Origin of the sequence: Amycolatopsis sp. WGS_07, assembly GCF_045278895.1 — a bacterium.
Taxonomy (GTDB): domain Bacteria; phylum Actinomycetota; class Actinomycetes; order Mycobacteriales; family Pseudonocardiaceae; genus Amycolatopsis.
Genome location: NZ_CP136053.1, coordinates 2,197,891 through 2,215,633 on the forward strand (window position 1 = coordinate 2,197,891; position 17,743 = coordinate 2,215,633).

Sequence of the window (17,743 nt, forward strand, 5' to 3'; positions counted from 1 at the left end):
GCGTCGGGAGCCATCTTCGCTCGCCTCCGGTTTCGTTGCGGTAACCAGTTGCCCGTGGATACCGTCCAGCTCATGGTGCCCGAACAGCGAAACAGCCCGCTCGTGGTTTTCGGCGCTGGCGGCCGCGCCGGGCTCGCCATGGTCACCGAGGCGTTGCGGCGTCGCCGCCCGGTGCTCGCCGTCGTTCGGGACCCGGCGCGGCATTCCGGATTGGCCGCCCTCGGGGAGGAGGTCACGGTCGTCGCGGGCGATCTGACCGACTCGGACAGCGTCGCGGCCGTGTTGCCTGGCGACGTCGCCGCGTTGGTGAATGCGGTGACGCCGTTCAGTGCCCCGCCTGAATCCTTCGAAGACTTCGATCCTGACTACTTCGTGCGTCTGGTCGAGAATCTCGCTCAAGCCGCGCGGGGAACCCGGGTGATCGAAATCGGTCTCGCCGCGACTCTCCGCACCGGCAGCGGCCGGGTGTTCGAGGACGCCTCGGCCTTTCCGGCTTTCTTGCGTCCCTTCGCCGAGGCCCGGATGAAAGGCTTGGCCGCCTGGCGTGCGCAGGCATCGACGGACTGGCTGGTCGTCACGCCACCGCCCGGGTTGTCGCTCGAAGCACCGGCGACCGGCGAGTATCGGCTGGCCGGGGACGTGCTCGAGGTCCGCTCAGCGAACGTCCCACTGTCCTATGCGGACCTGGCGACCGCCGTCCTCGACCAGATCGAGGCACCGACCTTCTCGCGCCAGCAGGTGTCCGTCTACCGCTAGCCGACCGGAACCGCGGTCACTGCCGCCGGGGTCGTCCGCACCCCGCGCCGGCGGTCGCGGACCCACGCGATCACCCGGCACACCAGGTAGATCAAGAACGAAATCGACGTCACGAACGCGCTCACCGGCAACCCCGGGGCCAGCGACAGCACGATGCCGCCCAGTGCGGCGACCTCCGCGAACACCACCGACAACACCGTGGCGCGCAACGGGCTCGCTGTCACCCTGGCCGCAGCCGCGGCGGGGGTCACCATCAGCGCGACCACCAGCAGCGACCCGACCACCTGCACGCTCAACGCCGTCGCGACACCGACCAGCAGGGAAAACAGCACCGTCAACGTCTTGACCGGCACGCCGCGTGCCTCGGCCACCGAACGGTCGACGCTCGCGAACAGCAGCGGCCGGTAGATCAGCGCGAGCACCGCCAGCACCGCCGCCGCCGAAATCACCAGCGCGGTCAGGTTCGTGCTGTCCACTGTGATGATCTGGCCGGTCAGGATGCCGAATTTGTTCGCCGACCGTCCTTTGTAGAACGACAGCAGCAGCACGCCCATGCCCAGCCCGAAGGACAGGATCACGCCGATCACCGAATCGCGGTCGGCGTCGCGGATGCCGAGGATGCCCAGCAGCAACGCCGCGGCGACGGCACCGGCCAGCGCGCCGTACTCGACGCCGACGCCAAGCAGCAGTGCGCCGGCCGCGCCGGTGAACGCCAGTTCGGACGTGCCGTGCACCGCGAACGACATGCGGCGCATCACGATCAGCGGGCCGAGCACACCGGCCAGCAAACCGAGCACCGCGGCCGCGATCAACGCGATGCGGACGCTGTCCAGTTCCGCGATCAGCTCCCACGTCTTGGCGAAGTCGAACATGCCGTCCAAGGCTCAGCCCACTGCTTCCTGCTCGTGGTGATGCGGTTCGTCCTCGCACAGCGCGCTTTGCGCACCGGCGATATGGATCTGCCCGCCGACGCGCAGCACCTCGATCTTCGTGCCGTACAGGTCCGACAGCGTCTCCGAGGTCATCACCTCGTCCGGCTTGCCGATCCGGAACTGGCCGTTCACCAGGTACAGCACGCGGTCGACGAACTGCAGTACCGGGTTGATCTCGTGCGTCACGAACAGCACCGCGGACCCGGCTTCGCGCCGCCGCGCGTCGATCAGCTCGCTCACCGCGCGCTGGTGCGCCAGGTCCAGCGACAGCAGCGGTTCGTCGCACAGCAGCACCGCCGGGTCGCCGACCAACGCCTGCGCCACCCGGAGCCGCTGCTGCTCGCCGCCGGACAGCCTCCCGACCGGCTGCTTCGCATATCGCGTGCCGCCGACCGATTCGATCGCCGCCGCCACCCGGCGTTTCCGCGCGCGCATTCCGGCGAGGCCAGGACCCCAGCGGTGGCCGTCCAGCCCGAGGCCGACCAGGTCGACGCCGCGCAGCGTGAGCGAATCGTCGATCGCGCGCTGCTGCGGGATGTAGCCGACCTTGCGGTTCGCCCCGCCCGGACGGCCGCCTGCGATCTCCACCGTGCCCGCCGACAGCGTCTGCATGCCCAGCAACGCTTTCAGGAAGCTGCTCTTGCCGGATCCGTTCGGGCCGAGGACGGCCAGGAACTCGCCCGGTTCGACGTCCAGGTCCAAACCGGACCAGAGGGTGCGGTCGCCGAAGGCGAGCCCGGCCCCGCGCACGCGGACCGCGGGGCCTGCTTCCGGAAGCTGGACGGACATCAGCTGTTCAGAGCCCCCGACAGCGAGTCCACATCCTTGGTCATCCAGTCAATGTAGCCCGTGACGTTCGCCGGGAGCGTCTCGGATACGTCGACCACCGCGACCCCGGACGCCTTCGCGTCGGCGACCGCCTGCTTGGTCAGCGGGGTGACCGTCTGCACGTTGTTGACCAGCGCCTTCACCTGCTTCTCCTTGATCAGCTTGGTGAACTCGGAGACAGCCGCGGCCGGCACGTCGGTCTCGTTCTCGATCGCGTCGGAGAACGCCTTCGGGGTGGCGTCGGCGATCTTCGCGGTCTTGAGCAGGTAGTGCGCGACCGGTTCGGTGACGACGACCTTCGTGTCCGGGTGCGCGGTGCCCAGCGCGCCCGCCTTCTTGATCAGGCCGTCGATCTGGCCCTTGAACGCCTTGGCGTTGTCGTCGAACTTCTGCTTCGACGCGGGCTGGATCTCGCCGAGCGCGGCGGCGACCTGGTCCGCGACCTTCTCGACGCCGGGCAGGTCGTACCAGACGTGCTCGTTCTCCTCGCCCGGCGCGGCGATGTCGTAGGCGACCAGTTTCTTCGCCGAAGCCGCCTCGCCGGAGAGCTTGGTGAAGAACTCGTCGTAGCCGCCGCCGTTGCCCAGCGTCAGCTGCGCCTTCTTGGCCGCGAGCGCGTCGTCGGCGGTGGACTCGTACGAGTGCGGATCGGCGGACGGATCGTGAATGATCGACGTGACCTGCACTTTGTCGCCTCCGACGGCGGACACGACACTGCCCCAGACATCGGTGGAGGCGACGACCTTCACCTGATCGCCCGTTCCCCCTCCCGCCCCGGAACCAGTCGAGGACGACGTGCTGGAGCACGCGCCGAGCGTGAACACAGCAAGAGCCGACGCGGCGGCGAGGACGCTCGTGGTGCGGCGGGAAGTCATCGGGCACTCCTGGGTCAAACTGCTAATGGAAACCGTTGTCAGATTCACTTTACCCCATCCGAACGGCGTGCCTCACTCCACCGGGTGGTCGCACCCCCTCGTGATCACCGAACGGATCGAGACGCTCACCACAGGGGTGTCGCTTCTGGAAAACGATCTGAACCGTTACGGTTTGCGGATGGGCCGTCCTATTCGCACCCGGAGGCAGGCGACATTGGCGTCGCTCGCGGCGGAACTCGGGGTGTCCAGGACCACCGTGTCCAACGCCTACAACCGCCCGGATCAGCTGTCCCCCGAACTGCGCCGCCGGGTGCTCGAGACCGCGCGGCGGCTCGGCTACCCCGGTCCCGACCCGGTCGCGCGCTCGCTGCGCACCCGCAAGGCGGGCGCGGTCGGGCTGCTGCTCACCGAGAACCTTTCCTACGCCTTCCGCGACCCGGCCGCCGTCGGCGTGCTCGAAGGGCTCGCGCTGGCCTGCGAGGACGCGGGCGTCGGCCTGCATCTCGTGCCGGCCAGCCCCGGTCGCGAGGACCTCGCCGCGGTGCACCGCGCGGGCGTGGACGGGTTCGTCGTGTACTCCGTGCCCGACGACGACCCGCATCTCGCGGCCGTCATGGAGCGGCCGGTGCCCACGGTGATCATCGACCAGCCGCGCATCGAAGGCATCGATCGCGTCGGCCCGGACGACGCCGCCGCGGTCACGCAGCTCGCCGACCATCTGGTGGCGCTCGGCCACCGGCAGGTCGGCGTGCTCTGCATGCGGCTGGGCCGCGAGCGCAATGACGATTTCGTCACCGCCGAACGGCAGAGCGGCGCGCACTTCCACGTGCAGCGCACCCGGCTGGAGGCGCTGGCGACGGCGTTTTCCTCGGCCGGCGTCGACTGGGCGACCGTGCCGGTGGTCGAGCGTTTCGACCACACGGTGGACGACGGCGCCTCGGCCGCACGCCAGCTACTGGACGCGTATCCGCAGGTCACGGCCCTGGTTTGCACCTCGGACATCCTCGCGCTCGGTGCGCTGGCCGAGGCCGCGCGACGCGGGCTGCGGGTGCCGCTCGACCTCACGGTGACCGGTTTCGACGGTATCGCCGAGGCGGAGCGGTCCGGCCTCACGACGGTGCATCAGCCGGTGCTGGAGAAGGGCAAGGTGGCCGGACGGCTGCTGCTCAGCTCGGCGGAGCGAGTGGGCCCGAAGGTGATCACGCTGCCGACTGAGCTGCGGGTCGGGAGGACGTCGGCGCCGCCGCGGACGGTTGAGGAGCCCTGGTTCGGGGGCTGACCGGTTCACCCCAGCCTTTGCCGTGATTTCGCGCCCACCGCATTGTGCGCACGGCCCTTGCCCGGTTCCATGGACAGAACCGCCCGCGTCCCGCGGGAAAGCGCAGGCCGAAAGGTGCCCCATGACCTCCATCGACGTGCTGCTCAAGCGTAATCAGGAAATCGGGGACATCGTCCCCGGCGACCGGTCCTCCCCCAGGCCGTCGCTGCACGTGTCGATCCTGACCTGCATGGACGCCCGGATCCGGGTGTTCGAGATCTTCGGGCTGCTGCAGGGCGAGGCGCACGTGCTGCGCAACGCGGGCGGGGTGGTCACCGACGACATGATCCGTTCGCTCGCGCTCAGCCAGCGCAAGCTCGGCACCCGCGAGGTGCTGATCGTCCAGCACACCGACTGCGGTCTCTCCACGGTCACCGAGGACGAGTTCAAGGACGAACTGGAAGCCGCCACCGGGCTGCGGCCGACCTGGGCGGTCGAGGCGTTCCGCAAGGTCGAGGACAGCGTGCGGACGTCGATGGAGCGTGCCCGGCGCAGCGACTTCCTCCTGCACAACGACAACGTGCGCGGATTCGTCTACGACGTGAAGGCCGGGAGCCTGACCGAGGTCAAGTAACGGCCGTCGTATTCAATGGCGGGGTGGCTGTAGACACCGACGTTCTGATCGAGTGGTTCTCCGAGGTGGGCCGCGACCTGCCGTGGCGGGAGCCGGATTGTTCGGCGTGGGGCGTGCTGGTCAGCGAAATCATGCTGCAGCAGACGCCGGTCTCGCGCGTCCAGCCGATCTGGCTGGAGTGGATGGCCCGCTGGCCGGTGCCCTCAGCGCTGGCCGCGGAGACCACTGGCGAGGTCGTGCGCGCGTGGGGCAAGCTCGGCTACCCGCGTCGCGCGCTTCGGCTGCATGCCGCCGCCACCGTCATTGCTGAGGAGCACGGCGACGTCGTGCCGTCTGACGTCGACACGCTGCTCGCGTTGCCCGGCATCGGCGCGTACACGGCGCGCGCGGTGGCGGCGTTCGCGTACGGCAAGCGTGCGCCCGTCGTGGACACGAACGTCCGACGGGTCGTCGCGCGAGCCGTTCATGGCGCGGGTGACGCTGGCCCGGCGTCGAACACGCGTGACATGGCGGATGTCGAAGCGTTGTTGCCCGCTGAAGACGCGCCGGCGGCGAAGCTGTCCGCGGCGTTGATGGAGCTGGGCGCGCTGATCTGCACCGCGCGGTCGCCGAAGTGCGCGGACTGCCCGATCTACGCCGAATGCGCGTGGCAGCACAACGGCCGTCCCGAGTACGCCGGTCCGGCCAAGCCGGTGCAGAAGTTCGCCGGCACCGACCGGCAGGTCCGCGGACTGCTGCTGGACGTCCTGCGCGGCAGCGAGGGGCCGGTCGAGAAGGCGCGGCTGGACCTGGTGTGGCACGAGTCCGGCCAGCGCGACCGGTGCCTGGATTCGCTGCTCGTGGACGGTCTGCTGGAGCAAACCCACGACGGGCTGTTCGCACTGCCCGGGGAACACTGACGCACTACGACGAAAGTCGGCAAAAAGTTGTCACCCCCGGGATGCCGGGTTAGCTTTCCCCGGTCGCACTTCCGGGCTGAGGAGTTCCGCATGGGGGAAGCAACGCGTCGTGCCGTCTTGAAGGGCGGCCTCACCGCCACCGCCGTGGGCGCTTTGGGCTTTGCCGGAGCGAAATCCGCGGCGGCCGCCACCACCCCGGTCATCCATTCGACGGCCGAGTGGAACGCCCGGCCCGCGTCGGGCGCGATCGTGGTGGAGAACCACAAGCCGACGTACATCGTGGTGCACCACACCGTCGACCCCGGCAACAACACCGACTACTCGCTGGCGCACGCGCTGCAGATCTCGCGGGACATCCAGAACTTCCACATGGACACCCGCGGCTGGATCGACACCGGCCAGCAGTTCACGAACAGCCGCGGCGGCTTCGTGACCGAGGGGCGGCACCGCAGCCTCGAAATCCTGCGCGGCGGGACGCAGCACGTGCAGGGCGCGAACGTCGGCAACCACAACAGCGAATGCCTCGGCATCGAGAACGAGGGCCTCTACAGCACGGTCGACGTGCCGGTCGCGCTGTGGGATTCGCTCGTGCAGCTGATCACCTACATCGCGCACCAATACGGCATCACGCCCGAGTTCATCAAGGGCCACCGCGATTTCAACTCGACCGAGTGCTGCGGCCAGGTGCTCTACGACCGGCTTCCGGAGCTGCGTGACGCGGTCGGCCGCCAGCTCGGCATGTCCGTCGCGCGGCTCGACGCGCCGGAGTGGCCGCTGCTCAAGCCGGGTGACACCGGGCCGCGCGTGATGACCGCGCAACGGTTCCTGCGCGCGGCCGGTTTCGGCGTGCCCACCGACGGAGTGTTCGGCAAGGCGACCGCGGCCGCGGTGTCCGCGCTGGCTGCCGAGCACGGGCTTTCCCGCGACAGCTGCACCGCGGCTCGGGCCGGCGACGAATCCGCGTACCTCGGCTCGGACGTCTGGCCGTTGATCGTGCCGGCGGACCGCTCGACCGCCGCGTGGCGCACCGAGCTGGCCCGCTGACCGGGGACGCCTCACGCATGCCAGCGAGGGCGGCACGCGTGAGGCGTCACAGGCCGGACAGGAACGCCTCCACCGCGCCGCGATAGGTCTCGGGTGCCTCGGCGTGCGGCAAATGCGCCGAACCGGGCACGACCAGATGCCGCGCCCCTGGCACGCGCGCCGCGACCTCGGCCTGCTGACCGGCCGGCATCGCCGTGTGCTCGCCCTCGACGAGCAGCAGCGGACAGCGGATGCCGTCCACAATGGACCAATAGTCCCGGCGGCCCCATTCGGCGGCGATCTCGTACAGGTTCTCCAGGTCGGCGATCAGGTGATAGCCGTCCTCACGTTCCTCGACGCATTCGGTGAAGTAGTCGCCAGCGGTGCCGAAGAACTCGCGGACGTGCGCCAGCGATTGGAACGGGACCGGCCAGCTCTCGAAGTAGCCGCGCCAGGTCTCGACGGTGCGCCCGCGCTGGTCCGGGGCGAAATCCTCGCTGACCACCGCGCGCACCAGCTCCGGGTATTTCGCCGCGGTGGCCCACGCGTGCAGCCCGCCCATCGAATGCCCGATCAGCACCGATGGGCCGAGATCGGCCAGCACGTCCGCGACGTCCTCGGCGAACCGCTCGGTGGTCCACGGCCCGGTGTGTGGCGCCCGGCCGTGGCCGCGCGCGTCGAGGGCACGCACCCGGCCGTATCGCTTGAGCCATTGCGCGACCGGCCACCACGTGCGGGCGCGGCCCATCAGCCCGTGCAGCAGCAGGATCGACACGCCGGGGCGTTCGTCGCCCCCGAAGTCAATCAGGCCTGGTCGCATTAATCCTCCCGGGTTTTCACTGCTACTTCATCACAAAGGCGCCCTTAGGGTGAAGGAATGCGCAGCCGCCAGACCGCCGTCCTCGCCCTCATCGGCGTGCTTGCGCTGTCCGCGTGCAGCCCTGCCGCGCCCGCTGCTCCGCCGCCGCCGATGCATCCGGCACCGGGCGCGAACACCGCGGGCGACCCGTACTTCCCGGAGGACGGCAATGGCGGGTACGACGCCCTCGACTACCACGTCGACGTCAGCTACGACCCGCCAAGCGGCCGCCTCGACGGCGACACCACGGTCTCCGCGAAAGCGACTCAAGACCTCAGCCGCTTCGACTTCGACCTGCGGGGGCTGGACGTCGCGGGAGTGGAGGTCGACGGGAAACCGGCGAAGTACAGCCGGGAAAAGAACAAGCTGATCGTGACCCCGGCCGAACCATTGCGGTCAGGTTCGACGTTCCGGACGCGCGTGCGTTATTCGGGCGTTCCGGCGAAAACCCCGCACGACGGCGGGTCGGAAAACGGCTGGGCCCGCTCCGAGGACGGCGGCGCGTACCTGGTCGGCGAACCGCATTCGGCGTCGTTCTGGTACCCGGTCAACGAAACCCCGCGCGACAAAGCGACGTTCACGGTGACCGCGCACGTGCCCACCGGCTGGACGGTGCTGTCCAACGGCCGCGAACAGGGCACCAGCGCCAAGGACGGCAAAACCACCACGACGTGGGCGGATCCGAATCCGGTGGCGAGCTACCTGACCACGATCGCGATCGACAAGTTCACCGTGCAGCGCTCCACGCTGCCGGACGGCACGCCGATCGTTTCCGGCTACGCGCCGGGAGCCGAGGCCCGCGAGGCCACCGGCGACCGGCTGCCCGAGGTAATCTCGTTCCTGGAAAGCAAGTTCGGCAAATACCCGCAGAGCGCGGCGGGCGGGATCTACCTCGACGAGAACATCCACTTCTCGCTGGAGACGCAAACCCGTCCCACTTATGCGAAATGGGCGGAAATCCTGACGCTGGTGCACGAGAACGCGCACCAGTGGTTCGGCGATTCGGTGTCGCTCAACTCGTGGGCGGACATCTGCCTGAACGAATGCTTCGCGTCGTACGCACAGTGGCTGTGGGGCGAACGCGAGGGCCAGAACCTGGACGACCGTTACCGCGCGGCCGTCGAAATCACCAAGGGCAGCACGGATTTCTGGGGCCAGAAGCTCGTCGACATGGGCCCGGAGCACCTGTTCGAGGGCGCGTACGACAAGGGCATCCTCGCCGTGCACGCGCTGCGCCGGGAGCTGGGCGAAGCGGCGTTCGACAAGGTGCTGCACGAGTGGGTCGGCCAGCATCGCAACGGGAACGCGACGTGGGCGGACTTCGAGAAGCTCGTGTCGCACGTCGCCGGCCGCGATTTGAGCGGGTTCCTGACCGACTGGTTCCACGGGACGAAGCTGCCGTCGGACGCCGATCTCTACCCAGGCCCGTTGCGGCCGTGACTGCCCAGCAACGACCTGGTCAGGCTGCTGCGCGAGTCGTTCATCTCGGCCAGCGCCTCGCTTAGCTCGGGGTCACCGACCCGCACCGGGTCGTCCGGCCGAAGCGCCAGCGCGCGCAGCGATGCCCGGCGAAGCAGCTCCTTCATGAACGACGCCGTGACGCCGTCCGTCGCCTCGACCACCGGGGCGAGGTCAGCCGTCAGCTCCAGGCCGCGCGAGTACAGGCGCAGCAACGCTTCCCGGCCAGCGGCGTCCGGCAACGGCACTTCCACCGCCAGGTCGACCCGGCCGGGACGGTCTGCCAGCGCTTTCTCCAGACTGCTTGCCCGGTTGGTGGTGAGCAGGAAGGTGACGTCCGCGTCGCCGCCGACCCCGTCCATGGCGTCGAGCAGGCTGAACAGCAGCGGCGTCGGACCGTGCGCGAGGTCGCGATCCTCGGCGATCAGGTCGACGTCCTCCAGCACCATGACGCTCGGCTGCAGCCGGCGCGCCAGCGACGCTGCCTTCGAGATGAACCGCATCGCGCTGCCGGTCAGGATCACGACCGTGCAATCGGGAAGCTGACCCATGAGGTACCGGACGGTGTGCGTTTTGCCAGTACCCGGCGGGCCGTGCAGCAGCAGGCCGCGCTTCAGATGTTGACCCGCCGCGGCCAGCCGCGCGCCGTGTTCCGCGATGCCGAGGGTGTGCCGTTCGATCGCTTCCAGGATGCCGTCTGGTAGCACGACGTCCTCGCTGCTCAGCTCGGGTCGCGGCAGGAAAGTGACTAGCTCGTTGTTGCGATGCTCGCTTAAGCCGAACGCGATCACCTGGCCGCGCAGCACGTCGTGCTCGGCCATCAGCTGCTCGATGCGATCGCGAGTCTCGGTGGCCGCCCGCCGGTCCGCGGCGAGCACCTCGAGGCGGCAGTACGGCTGGCCGTACTGCGGGTTGGTGCCGCGCACGCCGATGAGCACCCGGGCGCCGTCCGGGGCGACCGTGCCGACCAGGCCGAGCTGCACGACGTCCGCCGCCTTGTCCGGGCCGATCGCGACGGTCGCGTAGTCCACCGAGCCCAGCTCGTAGTGGCCGTTCTGTTTAGCGGTGAACAGCATGCCGACCAGGTCTTCATGGCCGCGCAAGCCACCGGCGATGCCGAACCAGTCCGCGCCGGTCCCGCGCTCGGCGAGGTACGCGTCGACCCCGGCCTGGATGGTCGCGTGCTCCCAGTCCTCGAAGTTGCGCGTGACCACCAGCGCCTGCGCGAGCGGCACGCCGAGGTGGCCGGTGACGCGGTCGATCAGCTCATTCCCGTTGCCCGAACCGGTCGAATCGGCCGCGGCCTTCACCAGGCTCTGCAGGTTGCGGGCCAGTTCGGTGCCAAAGACTTCGTCGTCCCCCATGTGAGCAGAGTGGCACGAACCGTGAAGACGGGCCAGCCGTAAGTAGGCTGTGTACATGGCAGTGGTCAAGATCAACGCAATCGAGGTCCCTGAAGGCGCCGGCCCGGAGTTGGAGAAGCGCTTCGCCGCGCGGCTGCACTCCGTCGACGACCAGGAAGGGTTCCTCGGCTTCGAGCTGCTTCGCCCGATCGCGGGCGAGACGCGATACTTCGTGTACACGAAGTGGGAAACCGAGGAGCACTACCAGGCCTGGGCGAAGGGCCCGTCTCGCGAGGCGCACGCGGGCGAGCGCAAGAACCCGGTGTCGACCGGCGCGAACCTGCTGGAGTTCGAGGTCGTGCAGGCATCGAAGCCGGGTGAGTGACGAACTTTCCCGCGCCGCCGAGCTGATCTCCGGTGCCGGCGCGCTGCTCGTGTGCGCCGGCGCCGGGATGGGTGTTGACTCCGGCCTGCCCGATTTCCGTGGCGGGGAAGGGTTTTGGCGCGCGTATCCGCCGTACGCCGGGCTTGGGCTGCGGTTCGAGGAGCTGGCCGACCCTCGGCACTTCGCCTCGGATCCCGAGCTGGCTTGGGGTTTCTACGGGCACCGGCTCGCGCTGTACCGGGAAACGGTGCCGCATCGCGGGTTCGGCCTGCTGCTGGAGTGCGGCCAGGCGAAACCCGGTGGCGTGCGCGTGTTTACCTCCAATGTGGACGGACAGTTCCAGACCGCGGGATTTGCCCACGTCGCCGAGGCGCACGGGTCGATTCATCATCTGCAGTGCCTGTCCGGGTGCTCGCGGGAAATCTGGTCGGCCGCCGACGTCACGATCGATCTCGACGAGACGACGATGCGCGCCCGGCCGCCGCTACCGTCCTGTCCGCGTTGCGGCGGCCTGGCGCGGCCGAACATCCTCATGTTCGGCGATTTCGACTGGGTTCCCGATCGCAGTCAGGAACAGCTGGACGAGCTGGCCGCCTGGCGTCGTGCGCATCGCGACGCGGTGGTGGTCGAAATCGGTGCGGGACAAGCGGTTCCGACCGTGCGGCGGTATGCCGAACTCGCCAGCGCGGCGACGGGGGCGTTGATCCGGATCAATCCGCGAGAACCGCAGATCCGGCACGGGCGCGGGATTTCGATTCCCGCCGGCGCGCTGGAGACGTTGGTCAAGCTCGTTTGAGTTCCAGCAGGGGGAACGGACGTCCGTCGGCGTCGGTTTCCTGCCGTCCGGCGACCTCAAACCCGTGGTGCAGATAGAAGCCGACCGCCTGCGGGTTCTGCTCGTTCACGTCGAGCGTGAGATCCGGGTGACGGTCCAGCGCCGCGCGCAGCAATGTCGTCCCGACCCCGCGGCCACGGAAATCGTCGTGCACGAACAGCATTTCCAGCTTTCCCTCGGCGATTCCCGAGAAACCCGCCGCGATTCCGTCGACCTCGGCCACGGTCAGGTCCACCTGAGGGAAGTAGAGCGGGACGCGCGCGGCGTAGTACTCGACGTCCGCCGGAGCCAGGAAGTCGTGCGTCGCCTCGACCGCGCTGCGCCAGACCTCCAGCAGACGAGGGTATTCAGCTTCCCCTCGGCTTGGTCGCAAAGTCGTCACGGCAACTGCACCTCCGCGTAAACCGCCCGGTGATCGCTCCCGGGCACATCGAACACTTGGTAATCGCGGATCGCCACCCGGCGATCCACCAGCACGTGGTCCAGCGGGACGAGCGGGACCGCTGCGGTCGACCACGTCGGGATCAGCCCGTCGCCGCGAGCCTCCGCCGCGTCGACATATCCACGAGACAGCACCGTCCGCAGTGCGGCGTGGTCGAGGGTCGCGTTGAAATCGCCCGCCACCACGCGCAGGCCGTGCTCCCCGATCGCGCGCGACAGGTCTCGCATCTCCTGCTCCCACTGGTAGTACCCGGAATCCGGCGACCGCGGATGCGCCGCCACGATCTCCAGCGTCGTCCCGCCGCCGAGATCGGCCTCCGCGCTGGGCTGTTTCTGGGTCGAATCGCCGGTGTAGTCCTGTTCGGTGAGCGGGTACCGCGACACGATGCCGGAACCGTCCACCCCGGACGCCGGGTGCATCACGCGGTAGGGCAACGTCTGGAACAGCCCGGCCTTCTCCAGCCCGGACATCGCGTGCGGGGTCATCTCCAGCAGGTTCAGCACGTCGACCCGCTGCTCCCGGACCAGCCGCACGAGCGCCGCCGGATCGGCCTGGCCCAGGTACAGATTGGCCGCCAGCACGCGCACCGTCTTCCCCTTCGCCGCGGGCTGGTCGTCAGAAGCCACCCGAGGCGCGACGTACACCGCCAGCAGCACCGACAGCACGAGCGCGACACCGCCGACCCACCACCGCCGCAGCAGCAACGCGAGAGCGGCGAGCAGGACGCCGTAGATGACCACGTACGGCGTCAGCGCGAGCAGCGCGGTCAGGTACCAGAAGCCGTCCCAGCCGATCGTGCGCAGCACGGCCACTGCCAGCAACGGCAGCCCGAGCAGCACGAACAGGCCCGTGACCAGCCGGGTTCGCGTTCGCGCCTCCATCACCATGATCGAAGAGTATGCCGGGCAGCCGCTGACAGGTCCGTGTCAGCGCCGTGTGCGCGGCTTGCCAGCGCCTCCGTCCATTGTGTGCTGAAGCGACACAGGAGGAGGCGCGACATGTCGCACGCGATCCAGGCCGAGGGCCTGGTCAAGCATTTCGGGGAGACGAAGGCGCTGGACGGGGTGGACCTCGAGGTCCCGTTCGGGAAGGTGGTCGGGGTGCTCGGGCCGAACGGCGCGGGCAAGACGACCGCGGTCCGCATCCTGGCCACCCTGCTGAGACCCGACGCGGGCCGGGCCACGGTCGGGGGTTACGACGTGGTCCGCGATCCGGTCCGGGTGCGCAGCCTGATCGGGCTGACCGGGCAGTACGCGTCGGTGGACGAGGACCTGAGCGGCACCGAGAACCTGGTGCTGATCGGCAAGCTGCTGAACCTGTCCCGGGCCGACGCGCGGGCACGGGCGGCCGAACTGCTGGAGCGGTTCGAGCTGACCGACGCGGCCAAGCGGCCGATCCGCACGTATTCCGGCGGGATGCGGCGCAGGCTCGACCTGGCGGCGAGCCTCGTCGGCCGTCCCGCCGTGCTGTACCTGGACGAGCCGACCACCGGACTCGACCCGCACGCGCGCAACGAGGTGTGGACGGTGGTCCGCAGCCTCGTCGCCGACGGCGCGACGGTGCTGCTCACCACGCAGTACCTGGAGGAGGCCGACCAGCTGGCCGACCGGATCACCGTGTTCGACCACGGCCACGTGGTCGCCGACGGCCGCGCCGACGAGCTGAAGCGGCGCGTCGGCGGGCAGACGCTGCAGGTGCGGCCGACGTCTCTGCGCGACCTCGACGAGGTCGACCGCATCCTGGCCGAACTCACCGGCGTCCGGCCGGTCCGCGACGACGCGACCGGACTGCTGACCGCGCCGGTCTCCGACCCGGTGCTGCTGTCCACTCTGGTGCGCCGTCTCGACTCGGCGGGCATCACCTCGGACGAACTGGCGCTGCGGCTGCCCAGCCTCGACGAGGTGTTCCTGGCGCTGACCGGGCACACCGCCGAAGAACCGAAGCCGGAGCGCGAACTCGAAGGGAGCCGTTCGTGACCACCGCGACCGCCGTGGCGGCCCCGCCCCGGCACATCAGCCCGGTCCAGGGCGCGAAGCACGCGTTTTCGCTTGCCTGGCGGGGAATCCTGAAGATCCGCAAGAATCCGGAACAGCTGGCCGACGTCACGCTGATGCCGATCATCTTCCTGCTGATGTTCACCTACCTGTTCGGCAACGCGCTGGGCGGTTCGATCGAGAACTACCTGCAGTCGTTCGTGCCGGGCCTGGTCGTGATGAACGTGCTGCAGGCGTCCCTGTCGGTCGGCACTCAGCTCAACACCGACATCACGAAGGGCGTCTTCGACCGCTTCCGCGCCATGCCGATCGCCCGTTCGGCACCGCTGGTGGGCGCGGTGCTGGCGGACCTCGTGCGCTACGTGGTGTGCCTGGCGGTGCTGCTGGTCGTGGCGACCGTGATGGGCTTCCGCGTGCAGACCGGTCCCGGGGAGTTCATCCTCGCGATCCTGCTGGCGGTCGCGTTCGGCCTGTGCTTCTGCTGGGGTTCGGTGTTCGTCGGGATGCTGATGAAGTCCCCTGGCGCGGCGCAGGGCCTGATGTTCGTCTTCATCATGCCGCTGACGTTCGGCAGCAACGTGTTCCTCCCGACGGCCACGATGCCGGGCTGGCTCAAGGCCTGGGCGGACATCAGCCCGGTGAGCCTGATGTCCGACGTGATGCGCGGCCTGCTCAACGGCGGTGTCGCATACGGCGGCTCCTTGCTGGGCGCACTGGCGTGGATGGCCGGTGCGGTCGTGGTGTTCTTCCCGCTCGCGACGTGGGCCTACCGCAAGCGGGTCTGAGGGCGTCCTTCACGGGGGTGTGGGCGCTGCGAAGTGAGTGTCTGTGTCCGGGTTCCACAGCCGGACACAGACACTCACTTTTTCTTGTCGGGTGCACGGGCGAGCAGCCGGCGCAAAGCGGTCGGGGTGTGTCCGAGGTGGGTGCGCACAGTCCGGCACAGGTGGGCTTGATCGGCGAACCCGAGGTCGGCGGCGAGGGCGGCCAGGCTGGGTTCGCCTGCCTCCAGGCGGTCCAGCGCGCGGGCTACGCGCACCCGGTTGCGGTAATGGGTCAGCGACACGCCCAGTTCGCGGGTGAAGGCGCGACTCAGCCGGTAGGGCGAGACGCCAAGCAGCGCGGCGAGCGGAATCAGCCCAGCCGCGGCGGGATGATCCGCGCCGATCGCGGCGCGGGCTTGGGCGACCAGTGCCCGGTCGCCTGCCGGGGCGCTGCCCGGGATGGTGGTGGCCACGACCTGCTTGACCACGGCGGCCACCAGGCCGATCAGTCTCTCGGTGGCCGCATAGCCCGTATCGGCGCGGGTGGCGGTGAGGAGCTGCCGGTGGGCGAGATCGAGCGCGCCGTCCACGTACAGCGATGAGCGGTCCAGCAGCGGTGCGTCGCCGGCCAGGGTGCGCCAGAGCCCGGGGGCCAGGGAGATCGACGTACACCGGTCGCCGCCGGCTGGATGGGCGAAGTGCTCCTCCTCGCCGGGCAGCCCGAGGTAGCCGACGGTGCGATCGAGGTCCGCGCACACGCCGCGGACCCGGCGGCGGAACCTGCCCCGGCGCACGAGCACGAGCCGCACGTCCTCGTGCGGTTGCTCGGCCGACCAGCGGCGGTGATCGTCTCGGCAGTCCACCGCCCCGACGGCGAATTCCGGGCGCGTGGCGAGATCGACGAAGGAGAGCACCCCCGGAGGCTACGGCGAGGGTCTGACAATTCCGCAAGAATCTTCAAGACGCACGGGGCGGGACCGGGCAGGATCCTGTTGGTACAGAACGAAAAACCGAAGCAGGAGACATGGCGTCCATTCGCGAAGAAACAGTGCTCGAGTCCAGTGCCGACGACGTGTGGGAGGTGATCGGCGACTTCGCCGCGGGTCCTCGGCGGATGGCGCCGGGGTTCGTGCTGGACAGCCAGGCGGAGGGCGACTGCCGGGTCGTCACCTTCGCCGACCGCACGGTCGTCCGGGAACGGCGGGTCACCGTCGACCACGACGCGCGCCGGATCGTCTACGCGGTCGTCGGCGGGAACGTCCAGCCCGAACACGACAACGCCGCCATGCAGGTTCTCCCCGACGGAGAACAGCGGTGCCGCCTCACGTGGATCCGCGACGTGCTCCCCGACGAACTGGCTGAGCCGATGGCCAAGGCGATGTCGGCCGGAATGGAGGTGATCAAGCGGACCCTTGATCACCTCAGCGAGCCGGGATCACCCGCGAGATGACCGGTCAGCCGCTCCCAGTTGCCGGAGCCGATGGCGGCCTTCTCCTCCTCGGTGAAGGGCGCGTTCTCCAGGAAGGACCGCGCGACCCCGCCACTCGTGTCCAGGTAAGGAAATCCGCCAGGCCGAGTGCCGAAGGTGTACGGGTAGTCCGTCGAGTAGAGCATCCGCTCGGTCCCGACGACCTCGGCCGTCCAGCGCAGGTAGCGTTCGCTGACCGTGCCGCTACCCGCGATCCAGAAGTTCTGGCGGAAGTAGTCGGCCAGCGGCTGCCGTAGCCCGGCCATCTCTTGCAGGAAGCCGACGTGGTCGAGGTAGAACAGCACGACCTCGCCCCAGTGCCCGGCGATCACCTGCAGTTCGGGATGCCGGTCGAACACGCCGGAGAAGATCATCCGCAGGTACTGCACGCCGAGGTCGTAGTACCAGCCGAGTCCGGCGGTCGCCAGCGCCGCGCCGACGCCGCCCGGCAGCCCCGAGTAGTACGCGTCCTGGACCGCCTGCACCGGGGCCTGCGGGTGAAAGTGTAGTGGGACGCGGAGCCGTTCAGCGGTTCCGTAGAGGACGTCGAACTCCGGCGCGTCAGCCAGTTTGTCGCCGGTACGGCCGTACAGCATCGCGCCGCGGAAGCCGAGACTCACCACACGCTCCAACTCCTCGGCGGCAGCTTCCGGCGAGGACGTCGGGAGAGCGGCGAAGGCCTGAAACCTCGACGGATTGGCGGCGACGATCTCGGCGAGCGCATCGTTGGCTTCGCGCGCGACGGGCACGGCGTCGGCCGCTGGAAGGTTCTGCACGCCGGGCGAGGACAGGGACAGCACCGCGACGTCGATGCCCTGCTCGTCCATGTCGGCGAGACGGCTGTCGCCGACTTCGCTCAGGCGTCGGGTGACCGGATGGTCGTCGGGATAGCCGTGCGGGCGGAGCCCCGCTTTCGCCCACGCGTCGCGCAGGACGGGCAGGACCACGTGTTCTTCAAGGGCGACGATACGCACGGCAAGCTCCTCGATG

The 17,743-nt window shown here is 69.3% G+C and carries 20 protein-coding genes; 11 read left to right on the top strand and 9 right to left on the bottom strand.

What is annotated here, in order from left to right:
- Positions 1-72: 72 nt before the first annotated feature.
- Entirely contained in the window at positions 73-756 is a 684-nt protein-coding gene (locus RPX00_RS10175; RefSeq protein WP_406639275.1) for an NAD(P)-dependent oxidoreductase, read from the top strand.
- Here RPX00_RS10175 and RPX00_RS10180 read toward each other — a convergent pair.
- The 3 genes from RPX00_RS10180 to RPX00_RS10190 are packed head-to-tail and all read right to left on the bottom strand — an operon-like array spanning position 753 to position 3,391.
- Positions 753-1,637 carry a metal ABC transporter permease gene (locus RPX00_RS10180; protein WP_406639276.1) on the bottom strand — a complete coding sequence of 295 codons (885 nt, stop codon included), beginning with the start codon at positions 1,635-1,637 and terminating at the stop codon, positions 753-755. The two genes, RPX00_RS10175 and RPX00_RS10180, sit on opposite strands and share 4 nt — an antisense overlap.
- Positions 1,638-1,640: 3 nt before the next feature.
- Entirely contained in the window at positions 1,641-2,477 is an 837-nt protein-coding gene (locus RPX00_RS10185; protein ID WP_406639277.1) for a metal ABC transporter ATP-binding protein, read from the bottom strand.
- Positions 2,477-3,391, bottom strand: coding sequence for a metal ABC transporter solute-binding protein, Zn/Mn family (locus RPX00_RS10190; protein ID WP_406639278.1), 915 nt, complete (start codon positions 3,389-3,391; stop codon positions 2,477-2,479). The genes RPX00_RS10185 and RPX00_RS10190 overlap by 1 nt, the downstream gene beginning before the upstream one ends.
- Positions 3,392-3,569: 178 nt before the next feature.
- Here RPX00_RS10190 and RPX00_RS10195 point away from each other — a divergent pair, with 178 nt between their 5' ends.
- The 4 genes from RPX00_RS10195 to RPX00_RS10210 all read left to right on the top strand — a co-directional run bounded on the left by RPX00_RS10195 (position 3,570) and on the right by RPX00_RS10210 (position 7,226).
- A complete protein-coding gene (locus RPX00_RS10195; RefSeq protein WP_406642848.1) occupies positions 3,570-4,670 on the top strand; it encodes a LacI family DNA-binding transcriptional regulator in 1,101 nt (366 codons plus the stop codon).
- A 121-nt stretch (positions 4,671-4,791) separates the two neighbouring features.
- Positions 4,792-5,283 carry a beta-class carbonic anhydrase gene (locus tag RPX00_RS10200; protein ID WP_406639280.1) on the top strand — a complete coding sequence of 164 codons (492 nt, stop codon included), beginning with the start codon at positions 4,792-4,794 and terminating at the stop codon, positions 5,281-5,283.
- 23 nt (positions 5,284-5,306) lie between these two features.
- Positions 5,307-6,182, top strand: coding sequence for an A/G-specific adenine glycosylase (locus tag RPX00_RS10205; protein WP_406639281.1), 876 nt, complete (start codon positions 5,307-5,309; stop codon positions 6,180-6,182).
- A gap of 90 nt (positions 6,183-6,272) precedes the next feature.
- Positions 6,273-7,226: an N-acetylmuramoyl-L-alanine amidase gene (locus tag RPX00_RS10210; protein ID WP_406639282.1), complete on the top strand. Its 954-nt coding sequence runs from the start codon at positions 6,273-6,275 to the stop codon at positions 7,224-7,226.
- 46 nt (positions 7,227-7,272) lie between these two features.
- On the opposite strand, the gene RPX00_RS10215 is transcribed toward RPX00_RS10210, so the two are convergent.
- Complete coding sequence (locus RPX00_RS10215; protein ID WP_406639283.1) at positions 7,273-8,025, bottom strand: alpha/beta fold hydrolase; 753 nt, start codon at positions 8,023-8,025, stop codon at positions 7,273-7,275.
- Positions 8,026-8,082: 57 nt separating this feature from the next.
- Here RPX00_RS10215 and RPX00_RS10220 point away from each other — a divergent pair, with 57 nt between their 5' ends.
- Positions 8,083-9,504 carry a M1 family metallopeptidase gene (locus RPX00_RS10220; RefSeq protein ID WP_406639284.1) on the top strand — a complete coding sequence of 474 codons (1,422 nt, stop codon included), beginning with the start codon at positions 8,083-8,085 and terminating at the stop codon, positions 9,502-9,504.
- On the opposite strand, the gene RPX00_RS10225 is transcribed toward RPX00_RS10220, so the two are convergent.
- Positions 9,480-10,886, bottom strand: a complete 1,407-nt coding sequence (locus RPX00_RS10225) for an AAA family ATPase (RefSeq protein WP_406639285.1) — start codon at positions 10,884-10,886, stop codon at positions 9,480-9,482. The genes RPX00_RS10220 and RPX00_RS10225 overlap by 25 nt on opposite strands.
- Positions 10,887-10,941: 55 nt before the next feature.
- Here RPX00_RS10225 and RPX00_RS10230 point away from each other — a divergent pair, with 55 nt between their 5' ends.
- Both RPX00_RS10230 and RPX00_RS10235 read left to right on the top strand, forming a co-directional pair.
- Positions 10,942-11,250, top strand: coding sequence for an antibiotic biosynthesis monooxygenase family protein (locus tag RPX00_RS10230; protein WP_406639286.1), 309 nt, complete (start codon positions 10,942-10,944; stop codon positions 11,248-11,250).
- A complete protein-coding gene (locus RPX00_RS10235; RefSeq protein WP_406639287.1) occupies positions 11,243-12,046 on the top strand; it encodes an SIR2 family NAD-dependent protein deacylase in 804 nt (267 codons plus the stop codon). Before RPX00_RS10230 ends, RPX00_RS10235 begins: the two co-directional genes overlap by 8 nt.
- On the opposite strand, the gene RPX00_RS10240 is transcribed toward RPX00_RS10235, so the two are convergent.
- Complete coding sequence (locus RPX00_RS10240) at positions 12,033-12,467, bottom strand: acetyltransferase (RefSeq protein WP_406639288.1); 435 nt, start codon at positions 12,465-12,467, stop codon at positions 12,033-12,035. The genes RPX00_RS10235 and RPX00_RS10240 overlap by 14 nt on opposite strands.
- Positions 12,464-13,414 carry an endonuclease/exonuclease/phosphatase family protein gene (locus tag RPX00_RS10245; RefSeq protein ID WP_406639289.1) on the bottom strand — a complete coding sequence of 317 codons (951 nt, stop codon included), beginning with the start codon at positions 13,412-13,414 and terminating at the stop codon, positions 12,464-12,466. The genes RPX00_RS10240 and RPX00_RS10245 overlap by 4 nt, the downstream gene beginning before the upstream one ends.
- Positions 13,415-13,525: 111 nt before the next feature.
- On the opposite strand from RPX00_RS10245, the gene RPX00_RS10250 reads away from it, so the two are divergent.
- Together RPX00_RS10250 and RPX00_RS10255 are read left to right on the top strand one after the other, a co-directional pair.
- Positions 13,526-14,503 (top strand): ATP-binding cassette domain-containing protein, encoded by a 978-nt coding sequence (locus RPX00_RS10250; RefSeq protein ID WP_406639290.1) that lies wholly within the window; start codon positions 13,526-13,528, stop codon positions 14,501-14,503.
- Positions 14,500-15,306 (top strand): ABC transporter permease, encoded by an 807-nt coding sequence (locus tag RPX00_RS10255; protein ID WP_406639291.1) that lies wholly within the window; start codon positions 14,500-14,502, stop codon positions 15,304-15,306. Before RPX00_RS10250 ends, RPX00_RS10255 begins: the two co-directional genes overlap by 4 nt.
- Before the next feature lie 74 nt (positions 15,307-15,380).
- Here the strand turns inward: RPX00_RS10255 and RPX00_RS10260 are convergent, their stop codons facing one another.
- On the bottom strand, positions 15,381-16,199 hold the full coding sequence (locus tag RPX00_RS10260) for a helix-turn-helix domain-containing protein (RefSeq protein WP_406639292.1): 819 nt from the start codon (positions 16,197-16,199) through the stop codon (positions 15,381-15,383).
- Between the two features lie 110 nt (positions 16,200-16,309).
- Between RPX00_RS10260 and RPX00_RS10265 the strand changes: the two genes are divergently transcribed.
- Positions 16,310-16,735 carry an SRPBCC family protein gene (locus RPX00_RS10265; RefSeq protein ID WP_406639294.1) on the top strand — a complete coding sequence of 142 codons (426 nt, stop codon included), beginning with the start codon at positions 16,310-16,312 and terminating at the stop codon, positions 16,733-16,735.
- On the opposite strand, the gene RPX00_RS10270 is transcribed toward RPX00_RS10265, so the two are convergent.
- Complete coding sequence (locus RPX00_RS10270) at positions 16,702-17,727, bottom strand: amidohydrolase family protein (RefSeq protein WP_406639295.1); 1,026 nt, start codon at positions 17,725-17,727, stop codon at positions 16,702-16,704. The two genes, RPX00_RS10265 and RPX00_RS10270, sit on opposite strands and share 34 nt — an antisense overlap.
- Positions 17,728-17,743 lie beyond the last annotated feature (16 nt).